This window comes from Arthrobacter sp. ISL-65 (genome assembly GCF_018613795.1).
Classification (GTDB): Bacteria; Actinomycetota; Actinomycetes; order Actinomycetales; family Micrococcaceae; genus Arthrobacter.
Genome location: NZ_JAGGPN010000015.1, coordinates 93498 through 105921, shown reverse-complemented (window position 1 = coordinate 105921; position 12424 = coordinate 93498). Strand labels below are relative to the sequence as shown.

The following is a 12424-nucleotide window of genomic DNA, read 5'->3' as shown; positions in this document are numbered from 1 at the left end:
CGGACCCGCGCATTGGCGGCCGCTAAACACTCAGGGCGCATACGGGATTTTCCGGAAAAGCAAAACCGGCCCCGGGCTGTTGCCCGGAGCCGGTTACTTGTGACCCCAGCGGGATTCGAACCCGCGTTACCGCCGTGAGAGGGCAGCGTACTAGGCCGCTATACGATGGGGCCGTGTACTTCACGATCAGCGTATCCGCCAATCGAGCCAAATTAGTGTTTCACACATTTTGGTTTGTTCCAAATCGATGATTTTCGATTCGCAACGGCCTGAACTTCTGCGGAAAATCCGTAGAGATTCAGAGCTGGGATACCAGGACTCGAACCTAGAATGACGGTACCAGAAACCGTAGTGTTGCCAATTACACCATATCCCATGGGCACTTTCGGGCCGGTCGAAAGTCTTTATCTTTCGCTCCGTGCCCCTCAGCACGAGTAATTACTCTACCCGAGAGTTTTGCCCCGCACAAATCGGCAGGCCGTTACCTGCGCCACACTTTCAGAACGCCGTGACGGGCGCAGGCAACGGGCCCGGCCGCTAGCTGGACCCGGCTGGCAGAGCCAGCAGTTCCAGCAGCGAGGCAATCTCCTGCCCCTGGAAACCCGGAGCCTGCTCCCCGCTGCGGTTCAGCCAGATGCCCAGCAGTCCTGCCGCCGTCGAGCCCTCGGCGTCCAGGAGCCGGTTGTCCCCGATGTAGAGCGTGGTGGCGGGAGTGCTGCCGATCAGCCGGACGCCCTCGAGGTAGATGGCGGGGTCCGGCTTGGGGACACCGACCGTATCGGTGCCCACGAGGAACCGGATGCGTTCCAGGCCGGCGCTGTCCAGCTTCACCCGCTGGTAGTCGTGCACGTTGTTACTCACGGCACCATAAGGAATACCGGCCTGGTCCAAGGCGTCGAGGAACGGCAGGACATCTTCATAGGCCTTGACGTAGCTGGGCTGCAGCCGCGAGTAGGTGCTGAGCCAGTTGTGCGACTCCTCCCCCTCGCCCATTTCGACGCCGAAGTGGCCCAGGGCAGCGCGGCCCCGGAGCAGTCTCTGCTCGTTGAAGGTCAGCTCACCGGCAAGGTAACGGTCGTAGTAGTGGGTCGTCTCGTGTGTGAAGATCCGCCCCACTTTCTCCCACCCGGCCTGGTCCAGGCCGGGCAGGAGGTGTTCGCTGGCGTCCCGCAGCGCCGTGGTCATGGCGTAGGCAAGGTCCACAAGGGTGTCGTCAATGTCGAACAGGACACCGCTGACCGCGCCGAGGCTGCGGGACAGGACGGCGGTTTCCACTGCTGGGTGTGACATCAGCCGCGGAAAGCGCGCAGGCGCGCCAGGGACGATTCCTTGCCCAGGATGACCATGGACTCGAACAGCGGCGGCGAGATCCGGCGGCCGGAGATCGCGGTGCGCACGGGACCGAACGCGAGCCGGGGCTTGATCCCCAAATCTTCCACCAGCGCCTGCTTCAGCGCGGACTGGATGTTTTCAGCGGTCCAGTCGCCGATGGGCTCGAGGGCAGCCAGCGCCGCATCAAGAACCTCGGTGACGTTCTCCGGCAGGCCCTTGCGGGCGTCGGCGGCGACGTCGATCGCGTCATCGGCCTTGAACAGGAACGCCAGCATCTCCGGGGCTTCGCCGAGGAGGGTGATCCGCTCCTGGACCAGCGGCGCGGACTCCGTCAGGATCTCCTCCTGGCGGTCGGTAAGGATCTCCCCCACCAGGCCGGCGTGCCGGAGGTACGGGACCAGCCGCTCGCGGAAGACCGCAGGGTCCAGCAGCCGGACGTGTGTTCCGTTGATCGCTTCGGCCTTCTTGAGGTCGAACCGGGCCGGGTTGGCCAGGACATCGTGGATGTCGAAGTTCTTCACCAGCTGTTCCACCGTGAAGATATCCTCGTCGGCGCTCAGGGACCAGCCGAGCAGGGAAAGGTAGTTCAGCAGCCCCTCGGGGATGAAGCCGCGCTCCCGGTGCAGGAAGAGGCTTGATTCCGGGTCGCGCTTGGAGAGCTTCTTGTTGCCCTGGCCCATAACGTAGGGCAGGTGACCGAACTCCGGCATGTATTCTGCAACGCCCACCGCATACAGCGCCCGGTACAGTGCGATCTGCCGCGGCGTGGAGCTGAGCAGGTCCTCGCCGCGGAGAACGTGCGTGATCCCCATGAGCGCGTCGTCCACAGGGTTGACCAGCGTGTAAAGCGGTGCACCGTTGGCACGCACCACGGCGAAGTCCGGGACAGAGCCGGCCTTGAACGTGATCTCGCCACGGACCAGGTCGGTGAACGTGATGTCCTCGTCCGGCATCCGCAGGCGCAGCACGGCTTCCCGGCCCTCGGCCTTGAACGCCGCGACCTGTTCGTCGCTGAGGTCGCGGTCAAAGCCGTCGTAGCCCAGCTTCGGGTCCCGCCCGGCGGCGCGGTGGCGCGCTTCGATCTCATCCGGCGTCGAGTAGGACTCGTAGATGTGGCCGCCTGCCCGGAGCTTGGCGACGACGTCCTGGTACAGCTCGCTCCGCTGCGACTGGCGGTACGGCGTGTGGGGCCCGCCCACCTCGACGCCCTCGTCCCAGTCGATGCCGAGCCACTTCAGGGCATCCAGCAGCTGGAGGTAGCTTTCCTCGCTGTCGCGTGCCGAGTCCGTGTCCTCGATGCGGAAGATCATCTTGCCGCCGGTGTGGCGGGCGTAGGCCCAGTTGAACAGCGCCGTGCGGATCAGCCCGACGTGCGGGGTACCCGTGGGTGAGGGGCAGAAGCGGACGCGGACGGGCGTTTCGGCGGTGACGGCAGGAATGGCAGCAGGAGCGGCGGAGGGGGTAGTCATAGTGATACCAACTTTACCAACCGGGCGCCCCTGCCCCTGCCCGGCTGCCCCGTCCGCGGCTAGCGGCGGACGATGGGGTTCGACAGACGGCCGATGCCCTCGATCTCCACTTCGTACCGGTCGCCGGCCTGGACGAGGCCCACGCCTGCGGGGGTGCCGGTCATGATGACATCCCCGGGCAGCAGAGTGAACGCGCTGGAGACGATGGAGACCAGCTCGCGGACGCCGCGGATCATCTGGGTGGTGCTGCCGTCCTGGCGAAGTTCGCCGTTGAGCCGGCCCTTGATGGACAGGTCCTCGGGATCAAGTTCGGTTTCGATCCATGGTCCAAGCGGCGCGGAAGTATCGAAGCCCTTGGCCCGCGCCCACTGCAGGTCTGTCTTTTGGACGTCGCGGGCGGTGAGGTCGTTGCCGCAGGTGTATCCGAAGATCACATCGTCGGCGCGCTCCTCAGGCACGTCCTTGCAGATGCGGCCGATGACGACGCACAGCTCCGCCTCGAAGGAGACCTCCTCGGAGAACTCCGGCAGAACAACAGGATCGTTCGGACCCACCACGGACGTGTTGGGCTTCAGGAACAGCAGCGGCTGCTGGGGCACCTCATTGCCGAGCTCGTGGGCGTGCTCTACAAAGTTCCGCCCGACGCCAATCACCTTGCTGCGCGGAATGATGGGCGCCAGCAGGCGGACATCCTCCAGCTTGTGCCGTACGGCGGTGCGTTCCACACCGTTGAAGAACGGATCGCCGTTGATGACAGTGATTTCCTCACTGCCGGGCTGGCCTTCAACAACGCCGTAAAGGGGATCAGAATCGACTACAAACCGGGCAATACGCATGGCTCCAAGCCTACAGTCTCAGCCCCTCTGCCTCAGGAGGCGCAGGTATTCCAGCTGTGCCGCCACCGAATTTTCCGCCGCGCGCCGGACGGAAGGGTCGACGTCGGCATAAACAACGCTGGTCACGTCACCTACGGCTGCGTCCGGCCCCAGGCCGGCGAGGGCCGTCCGGATCTGGGCGAGCCTGTCCAGCCGGTGGTCACGGTAGGCGCGGACCACCGCGTCGAGCGCGGGCAGGACGGGGCCGTGGGCAGGCAGAACGGTGGCCGGCCCCAGCCGCTCCAGCCGGTCGAGGGAAGTGAGGTAGTCGGCCAGCGTGCCGTCCGGATGGTCCAGCACGGTGGTCCCCCGGCCCAGGATGGTATCGCCGGTCAGTACGGAGCCGGCGGGTCCGTCAAGGGGCAGATGGAAGCAGACGGAGTCGGAGGTGTGCCCCGGCGTGGAAACCACCCGGATCTCTGTCCCGCCGGCAGCGATCGTTTCCCCGGACTGCAGCACGGCTCCCCCGTGGCAATGCTCGGAAGCGGCGGCCCGGACGGGCGCGCCGGTGATTTCCGCGAGACGGGCCGAACCGGCGGTGTGGTCCGCGTGCCGGTGCGTGATCAGGATGAGCTCCACGGGTCCGGCCGCCGCCAGCGCCTGAAGGTGAGCCTCATCAAGCGGACCCGGATCAACCACCACCATGGCCGCATGGCCAGACTCCCCGACGATGTAGGAGTTGGTCCCCTCCAGGCTCATCGGCCCCGGATTGGGCGCGAGGCGGAAACGCGTCAGTGGGCTGCTGCCGGCAAAGGCGCTGGTGATGTCCTGGTTCACGTGTTTCATTCTGTCACCCCGGAACAAGCGACCAACGGGAGCAGACGGACAGCAGAACGACGGCGGGCGGCCGGTGAGCTGCCGAAACAGCCCAGCCGGCCACCCGCCGTCGTACGCTTTGAAATTATTTAGCCAAAGCGGCTCAGGCGAGCCGGGTCAGCCAGCCGTGGGTGTCCGCGACGGCGCCGGTCTGGATGCCGAGCAGCTGCTTGCGGATAGCCATGGTGGTCTCGCCTGCCTTTGCGTCCTCGGAGCCGATGTACTCCGTGGCGTCCTTGAGAACGCCGATGGGCGTGATGACCGCGGCGGTGCCACAGGCGAAGACCTCGGAGATGCCGCCGGTGGCGACGCCGTCGCGCCATTCATCCAGGGTGATCTTCCGCTCGGTCACCTCGCGGCCCATGTCCTTGGCGACCTGCATGATCGACGAGCGGGTCACGCCCTCGAGGATGGTGCCGCTCAGCGCGGGCGTCACCAGGGAGCCGTCCTTCATGACGAAGAAGACGTTCATTCCGCCCAGTTCCTCAACGGCATTGTCGTTGAACTGGTCCAGGAACAGCACCTGCTTGCAGCCGTTCGCCTCGGCCTCCTGCTGCGCGATGAGCGAGGCGGCGTAGTTGCCGCCGCACTTCGCAGCGCCCGTGCCGCCACGGCCTGCCCTGGCGTATTCGCGGGAAATCCAGATCGAAATCGGCTTCAGCTCGCCGCCGAAGTAGTTTCCGGCCGGCGAGGCAATGACGCGGAATGACACCTCACGCGCTGCCCGCACACCCAGGAATGCCTCGGTGGCGATCATGAACGGGCGCAGGTACAGGGCCTCGCCGTCGCCGGCAGGAACCCATTCCTTGTCCGCCGCCACGAGTTCGCGGATGGCGCCGAGGAAGTATTCGGCCGGAATCTCCGGAAGCGCCAGACGGCGGGCGGACTTGTTCATCCGGGCGGCGTTGGCCTCAGGCCGGAAGCTCCAGATGGAGCCGTCCGCGTGGCGGTACGCCTTCAGTCCCTCGAAGATTTCCTGCCCGTAGTGCAGCACAGCGGCCGACGGGTCCAGCATGATCGGCCCGTAGGCCTCGATCCGCGCATCATGCCATCCGCCCTGGCCGCTGGCGTCGACCGTGTAGTCAACAATCGCAGTGTGGTCGGTGAAGTGGTCGCCAAAGCCTGGGTTCGCCAGGATGGCTGCACGCTCCTCAGCAGACTTCGGGGTTGCCGAGAGCTGCTGGGTGAATTCGACGCCATGGGCAGTCTGAGTCATGGTTCCTCCACGGTCGGCTGCCTGGCATCTGAATGTGGTTCAGCATCGGACCACGGCAGCGATTGGTAATTCAGGTCAAGCTTACGCCTGCTGGCGGAGGCTAAACGGCCGCCGCGATGGCGTCGCCGATGGCGCTGGTGCTGCGCACTTCGCCGTTGCGGCTTTCGACGTCGGCCACCACCGCGGACTCGATCCTCCGAGCCGCATCGGGGTAGCCCAGGTGGTCCAGGAGGAGGGCTGCGGACAGGATTGCCGCGGTGGGGTCCGCCTTCTGCTGGCCGGCAATGTCGGGTGCGGAACCGTGGACCGGTTCGAACATGGACGGCGCCGTGCGGTCCATGTTGATGTTGCCCGAGGCGGCCAGGCCGATTCCGCCGGTAACGGCCGCAGCAAGGTCGGTGATGATGTCGCCGAAGAGGTTGTCGGTGACGATGACGTCGAAGCGGGCGGGATCAGTGACCATGAAGATGGTCGCCGCATCGATGTGCAGGTAGTCGTGGGTGACCTCGGGGAATTCCTTGGCCACGGCCTCGACAGTGCGCTTCCAGAGGTGGCCGGCAAAGACCAGCACGTTGTGCTTGTGGACCAGCGTCAGCTTCTTGCGCGGGCGCTCGTTGGCACGCCGGAACGCGTCCCGGACCACGCGCTCGACGCCGTAGGCAGTGTTCAGGGAAACCTCGGTGGCCACCTCGTGGGGCGTGCCGCCGCGCAGGGTGCCGCCGTTGCCCACGTAGGGGCCCTCGGTCCCTTCACGGACAACAATGAAATCGATGTTGCCCGGTTCAGCCAGCGGGCTGCCCACGGTCCCGTAGAGCCGTGAGGGGCGCAGGTTGACATAGTGGTCAAGGCTGAAGCGCAGCTTGAGGAGCAGTTCGCGTTCGATCAGCCCGGACGGGATGCGGGTGTCCCCCGGCGCTGCACCGATGGCACCGAAGAGGATGGCGTCGCGCGACTTCAGGTCCTCGAGGACAGCCTCCGGAAGGGTCTCACCGGTCTCAAGCCAGTGCTGGGCACCGAGCTTGTAGTGGGTCTGGTCAAGGGTGACGCCCTCGGCGGCCACGACCTTTTCGAGAACCTTCAGGGCTTCGGCGATGACCTCCGGGCCAATGCCGTCGCCCGGGATGACAGCGAGATTGATGGTAGATGCGCTCATATTTTCAGGGTAGCCAAACCATCCACATTCTGGTCAAGCCGTCTCACTATTCGGTCGCCGGACGCGACGCTCCCTCAGCTCTCGCGGCCCAATTCCAGACGCTCCCTCAACTTTCGCCGCCCAAACACAAACGCTTCCTCACTTTCCGAAAGAAAGTGAGGAAGCGTTTGGAGAAAACCTGCAGGACGTGAGGAAGCGTCCTAGGCGTCCGCGGGTTCCTCGTACTTCGGGAACACCGGCGCGGGGGCGGGCAGGTCGGTGCCCGCGACGATCGGGGTCGAGATGGCCGAGAACTCCCGGGCCGCTCCTTCCGGCTGGCCGAGGCACCCGAGCAGCGAGGCGGAGGCGGTGGGCATGACCGGCTGGGCAAGGATCGAGACGATGCGCAGCACCTCGAGGGTCACGTACAGCACCGTCTGCATGCGTTCGACGTCGGTCTTCCGCAGCACCCAGGGTGCCTGCTCGGCGAAGTACGCGTTGGTGTCCCCCAGTACCGTCCAGATCGCCTCGAGGGCACGGCTGAACTCCTGCTTTTCGAAGGCCGCACGTGCCTGCTCCAGCAGCGCGTTGGCCTGGCCGAGGATGGCAGCGTCCGCGTCCGTGAACGCGCCCGGCACGGGTACCCGGCCCTCGCAGTTCTTGGCCACCATGGACAGTGAGCGCTGCGCCAGGTTTCCGAAGTTGTTCGCCAGGTCCGAGTTCATCCGGCCAACGATGGCCTCGTGGTTGTAGCTGCCGTCCGCGCCGAACGGGACCTCGCGGAGGAAGAAGAACCGGACCTGGTCCAGGCCGTACTGGGCCACGAAGTCCGCCGGGGCAACGACGTTGCCCAGGGACTTGGACATCTTGACGCCGTTGTTGTGCAGGAACCCGTGGATCATGACCCGCTTGGGCAGCTCAAGACCGGCGCTCATGAGGAAGGCCGGCCAGTAGATGGCATGGAAGCGCGAGATGTCCTTGCCGATGATGTGGACATCGGCCGGCCAGTACCGCTTGAACGACTCGGATTCCACGTCCGGGTAGCCTGCGCCGGTGAGGTAGTTGGTCAGGGCGTCCACCCACACGTACATGACGTGCTTTTCATCGCCGGGGACGGGCACCCCCCAGTCGAAGGTGGTGCGGCTGATGGACAGGTCCTCGAGGCCGCGCTTAACGAAGCTGATGACCTCGTTGAACCGGGACTGCGGCGCGCCGAACTCCGGCTGTGCCTCGTACAGAGCCAGCAGCTTGTCCTGGTAGGCGGACAGCCGGAAGAAGTAGCTTTCCTCGGCGGTCCAGGTCACCGGGGTGTCGGTCTCCTTGGTGTACCGGGCGCCGTCCTCCTTCACTACGGTGTCGTCTTCACCGTAGTAGGCCTCGTCCCGCACGGAGTACCAGCCCTCATACTTGGACAGGTAGATGTCCCCGTTGGCTTCCATCTTCTTCCAGATGGCCTGCGAGGCGGTGTAGTGGTCTGCGTCCGTGGTGCGGATGAACCGGTCGTAGCTGATGCCGAGGGCGGCGTGCGCGGCTTTGTAGATTTCCGCGTTCCGGTCCACCAGTTCCTTGGGCGAGACGCCTTCCTTCTCCGCCGTCTGCGCAATCTTCAGCCCGTGCTCGTCCGTGCCGGTCAGGAACTTCACGTCGTAGCCATCGAGCCGCTTGAACCGGGCCATTGCATCAGTGGCGATGTACTCGTAGGCGTGGCCGATGTGCGGCACGCCGTTCGGGTAGGTGATGGCCGTAGTGATGTAGAAGGGGCTCTTGTCTGAGGAAGTCACGGGCGGAACGTTACCTTTAGTGCGGAGGGATGAATCTTAGATCAGTTCGGTCAGCGTATCGCTCAGCCGGACCAGTTCGTGATCATGTGACGCCACGAGGACTGCAATGCCGTCAGACGTTGTGTCCTTGAGGATGCTGATGATGCGGTTGGCGGAGGCCCGGTCCAGGCTCGCCGTGGGCTCGTCCACCACCAGGACGCGGGTGCCCAGGATCAGGGCGCGGGCGATAGCGACGCGCTGGCGCTCACCGCCGGAGAGCTGCTCGGGACGGTGCCGCATGCGGCGGCCGAGGCCCACGAGGTCCAGCAGGTCTTTGGCCATCTCACGCCGCTGCTCCACCTCGCCGTCCGGAACCGCCGGAAGGAGAACGTTTTCAAGCGCGCTCATGCCGTCGATCAGGGCACCGCCCTGGTCAACATAGCCGATCAGGGCACGACGGCGGTCGGCGATCTCGTCGTCGCTCATGGATTCGAGCGAATCGCCCTCCCACAGCACCCGGCCCGACGTCGGCAGGGTCAGGCCCGCTCCGACGGTCAGGATGCTGGTCTTGCCCGAGCCGCTTCGGCCCGCCACGCAGTGCATCTCCCCCGCGTTCAGGGTGAGGTCAAAACCCTCCACGACGCTGACGGCGTCGGAACCGTTCTTGCCTCCGCCGTAGCGGATGGTGATGTTGCTCAGCTCCAGCGGGGTGGCGTGGTCGGCTTCCTTGACGATGGTGTTGGCCCGGGTCTGAACCGGGGTTACAGCCTCATTGTTCCCGCGCACGCGGCGAAGGTTCAGGTCGTTAGTCATTTGACCACTTTCGTTGCAATCGGAATCCAGCAGAGAACAGCCACGAACCCGGCCACGGCTGCCCACAGCGCGGCGTAGGGGGCAAGAACAAGGCCGATGCCCAGGGCGCCGAGGATACCCAGCGGGAGGGCAACCGCGCCCACCAGGGCGTTTTCGAAGAAGCGGACCTGGCCCAGCATGTCGGGGTTCCAGCCCATCGCCTGCAGCGTGCCGAGGTACCGTCGCTTGGCCTTCAGCTCGAAGCGCCCGGTCACCAGTGTGAGCAGGAGTCCCACCGCCACGCCGGACAGCCCAAGGATGATGCTCGGCAGGGCCACGCTGGCGGCGGCCAGGCCGCTGAGCGCACTGGCGCCGGCGGCACGCGGAATGTCGATCAGCAGGGCGATCAGGCCGCCGACTGCCGAGCCGAACACGCCAACGGCAACGGCCAGCGAGATGGCGTTGAAGCGGTGCGTGCCCAGCTGCCGGTTCGCGAAGGTCAGCGGCGAGTCGACGGCAATGAGCTTTTCATCGTGCTGCGGTTCCTGGTTCACTTCCTCGCGGTGGCGCAGCTGCTGGGCGGCGAAGAAGGCCGCGCCGAGGTACAGGGCCAGCACGGACGCCGAGACGATGGCGGTGGCGATATTCCAGCTCAGGAGGCTAAGCACTATTCCGGCCACGGCCAGCAGCCCGGCGCCGACGGCAAACTCCTCCAGCACCCAGGACCGGATGCGGCGCTGGGTCCAGCCCATGGCGCGCAGCGTGCCGGCCTCACTGCGGCGCAGCCGCACGTAGCTGACAGTAGAGGCACCGGTCAGCAGCGCGGCACCGCAGAGCGTGAGGAACAGCAGCGTCAGGTTCGTCGCCGTGAGCGAGCCGGCAACGGCGTCGGCCGCGTTCTGCCTGACCCACGACTGCTGGACAGTCCCAAGGGCGGACTCCTTGCCGGCGTCGTCCTTGGAGTAGCCGGGAACGAAGATGTTGGCATCCTCGCGGGCAGAACCGGCCACCACCGTGGCTTCAAGACCCATGTCCCGGATCTCGGTGGCAAGCTTGTCCACCTCAGGCTGGACCTGCTTCCAGCTGCCGGCGGCGCTGGCCCGCACGCGGACGGCGTCGATAACGGAGGCATTCTTCTCATAGCCGCGGGCAGCAGCCAGGCCGTAGTAGTCGGTGATGGCGCCGGCCGACTGGCTGACGAGTCCGGTGGCGCTCAGGGAGGGCTTGAGCGCGGTGTCCGCAACGTCCTTGCCCTGCGCATCCTTGCTCAGCGTCATGGGCGTGGGATCGTAGCCGCCGAGCGGAAGCCGGTTGACGTCCCCGGCCGCGTCCTGGACGGCGGCGGGATCGAAGGTGCCATAGACCATGGCGAGCGGGGTAGCCAGCTTCTTGCCCGTTTCCAGGTTCTCCCGGTAGGAGCGCTCGTCAACGGGATTGCGCTGGGTCTGGTCTACGGCCTCGCCGTTGGCGCTCTTCTCCGGCAGGCGGTTCACGGTGACCCACTCGCCGGGGGTGGCGGTCTTGTCCTCGGCACCGTTGCCTGCGGTGGAACCGTCCGTGTACTTGGGGGCGGACGCGAAGTTTGTGCTCCAGGTGGCGGGGCTGTAGAGGCCGCGGCTGAAGTTCGCCGAGTTGCCGAGCAGCTCGGAGTAATCCGTGGACCCGGGCCAGGACAGCGCGAAGGGCGACTTGGAGACGAAGGGCAGGTAGTCCTTGTCCAGGGAGCGCTCAGCGGTGCCGACTTCCTTGACCACGTTTCCGGAGTCGTCGATCTCCTCGATTTTCACGGAGTACTTCAGGTCAACCGAAGTGCCGGAGCGGACGATCAGCGGGATGGCCTGGGAATCCTCGGTGAGCTGGCCGTTGCGCTTGGCCTGCTGGTACTGGGTCATGATGGGAGCCCAGTACTTGAGCTTCACGCCAAGGAAGTCAGGGCCCTCCTCGAGTTCCTTCATGCCAATGCCCGTGGTGAAGAGGCTCTCCAGGTGCTGGCCAACCGCCTCGGCGCTGCGGGCGTCGGCCGGTGGTGCCTTCTCCAGCGGTGCCAGGAAGTCACCGGAGGTGCCCAGCAGGGCACGCTCGGAAACGGGGTCGACGGCGACCACGGACTCCGTGACCTCCGGAGCCATGGGCAGGGCAACAGTGAGGTTGAACAGGTTGTGTTCGGACCCGCCGGCCGGAGCCGGGAACTTGATCCCGGTCTCGCCATCGGGACCGGCAATCTGGATGCTGTTGCCTCCATCGACCTGCTGCTCTACGAGCTTGCCCTTGCCGAGGCTGCCCTCGGCAGTGGACTTGAAAAGGGTGTGCTGCGCGGACCCGTCGGAGCTCGTGGCGCTGGCCGTCAGGCGGTACTTCTTGGGGGTGTCGCTGAGTACGGACTGCGCTTCCGGCCATTTGCTGGGATCGGTGCCGCCGGGCTGCCCGGCGGTCGCGGTGCCAACGAGTCCGGCGTTAAAGCCCAGGTAGTCCATGGCCTCCAGGCGCGGCGTCTCGAGGTTCTGCGTCACGCGCGAGACCAGGCTGATGGGCGCAGCAACAGAGGTGCCGGACAGATCCCGGATCTTCTGCAGCTGGTCAAAGCTGACGCCGCCCTGACCCGTGGCAATCTCGGGCTGCATAAGCGAACCGTCGGAGCCCGCCTTGGCCTGCACCAGGATGTCGTAGAGCCCGCGCGAGTTCTGGTCCACGGTCCGGTTCAGCGCTGCCTGCGACTGGGTCTGGACGAGGACGGACAGGCACATGGCGAAGATCAGAATTGCAGCGGTTAGCAGCAGCACTTTGCTTCTGATGAACCTCTGGACGGCGTTCATTGGGCTCCCTGAAACCTGGATTGCGTGCGCACGCCACGATGACCGCAGAATGTGGGGGTGTCCCTTGCGGGCGTGCAAAAAGTATTGGCCGGCCTGCCGGCTGGATCCTTAAATTCGAACCTAGCTATTGTACGCAGACCGGCCAATCATACTTGGCCGGGGCGAACTCCAGGGGACAAGGAGTTCACCCCGCGTTGGGGACCTGGCCGGTGCCGGCCG

General features: G+C 65.7%; 9 protein-coding genes and 2 tRNA genes. All 11 read right to left on the bottom strand.

The genetic code is table 11. The features are described from left to right. Nucleotides 1-100: 100 nt before the first annotated feature. Nucleotides 101-173, bottom strand: a tRNA-Glu gene (locus J7I85_RS06465). A gap of 131 nt (nucleotides 174-304) precedes the next feature. Continuing rightward, a tRNA-Gln gene (locus J7I85_RS06460) sits at nucleotides 305-376 on the bottom strand. A 161-nt stretch (nucleotides 377-537) separates the two neighbouring features. Beyond that, a complete protein-coding gene (locus J7I85_RS06455; protein WP_214848219.1) occupies nucleotides 538-1290 on the bottom strand; it encodes an HAD family hydrolase in 753 nt (250 codons plus the stop codon). Further along, nucleotides 1290-2801: a glutamate--tRNA ligase gene (gltX, locus tag J7I85_RS06450; protein WP_214848216.1), complete on the bottom strand. Its 1512-nt coding sequence runs from the start codon at nucleotides 2799-2801 to the stop codon at nucleotides 1290-1292. The genes J7I85_RS06455 and gltX overlap by 1 nt, the downstream gene beginning before the upstream one ends. A gap of 59 nt (nucleotides 2802-2860) precedes the next feature. Further along, nucleotides 2861-3637, bottom strand: coding sequence for a fumarylacetoacetate hydrolase family protein (locus J7I85_RS06445; protein ID WP_214848213.1), 777 nt, complete (start codon nucleotides 3635-3637; stop codon nucleotides 2861-2863). Between the two features lie 18 nt (nucleotides 3638-3655). Beyond that, complete coding sequence (locus tag J7I85_RS06440; protein WP_308159407.1) at nucleotides 3656-4453, bottom strand: MBL fold metallo-hydrolase; 798 nt, start codon at nucleotides 4451-4453, stop codon at nucleotides 3656-3658. A 142-nt stretch (nucleotides 4454-4595) separates the two neighbouring features. After that, the gene (locus tag J7I85_RS06435; RefSeq protein ID WP_214848207.1) at nucleotides 4596-5708 is read right to left on the bottom strand and encodes a branched-chain amino acid aminotransferase; all 1113 of its coding nucleotides are present in this window, start codon (nucleotides 5706-5708) and stop codon (nucleotides 4596-4598) included. A gap of 100 nt (nucleotides 5709-5808) precedes the next feature. Beyond that, nucleotides 5809-6861: a 3-isopropylmalate dehydrogenase gene (locus tag J7I85_RS06430; protein ID WP_214848204.1), complete on the bottom strand. Its 1053-nt coding sequence runs from the start codon at nucleotides 6859-6861 to the stop codon at nucleotides 5809-5811. Nucleotides 6862-7061: 200 nt separating this feature from the next. After that, on the bottom strand, nucleotides 7062-8621 hold the full coding sequence (gene metG, locus J7I85_RS06425; RefSeq protein WP_214848201.1) for a methionine--tRNA ligase: 1560 nt from the start codon (nucleotides 8619-8621) through the stop codon (nucleotides 7062-7064). Nucleotides 8622-8657: 36 nt separating this feature from the next. Then, nucleotides 8658-9413 (bottom strand): ABC transporter ATP-binding protein, encoded by a 756-nt coding sequence (locus J7I85_RS06420; protein ID WP_214848198.1) that lies wholly within the window; start codon nucleotides 9411-9413, stop codon nucleotides 8658-8660. Continuing rightward, nucleotides 9410-12205, bottom strand: a complete 2796-nt coding sequence (locus tag J7I85_RS06415; protein ID WP_214848195.1) for an ABC transporter permease — start codon at nucleotides 12203-12205, stop codon at nucleotides 9410-9412. The genes J7I85_RS06420 and J7I85_RS06415 overlap by 4 nt, the downstream gene beginning before the upstream one ends. Between the last annotated feature and the right edge of the window lie 219 nt (nucleotides 12206-12424).

Coding starts and splice junctions, on each gene's coding strand:
- J7I85_RS06455 (WP_214848219.1), bottom strand. CDS start 1,290: ATGTCACACCCAGCAGTGGAAACCGCCGTCCTGTCCCGCAGCCTCGGC.
- gltX (WP_214848216.1), bottom strand. CDS start 2,801: ATGACTACCCCCTCCGCCGCTCCTGCTGCCATTCCTGCCGTCACCGCC.
- J7I85_RS06445 (WP_214848213.1), bottom strand. CDS start 3,637: ATGCGTATTGCCCGGTTTGTAGTCGATTCTGATCCCCTTTACGGCGTT.
- J7I85_RS06435 (WP_214848207.1), bottom strand. CDS start 5,708: ATGACTCAGACTGCCCATGGCGTCGAATTCACCCAGCAGCTCTCGGCA.
- J7I85_RS06430 (WP_214848204.1), bottom strand. CDS start 6,861: ATGAGCGCATCTACCATCAATCTCGCTGTCATCCCGGGCGACGGCATT.
- J7I85_RS06420 (WP_214848198.1), bottom strand. CDS start 9,413: ATGACTAACGACCTGAACCTTCGCCGCGTGCGCGGGAACAATGAGGCT.
- J7I85_RS06415 (WP_214848195.1), bottom strand. CDS start 12,205: ATGAACGCCGTCCAGAGGTTCATCAGAAGCAAAGTGCTGCTGCTAACC.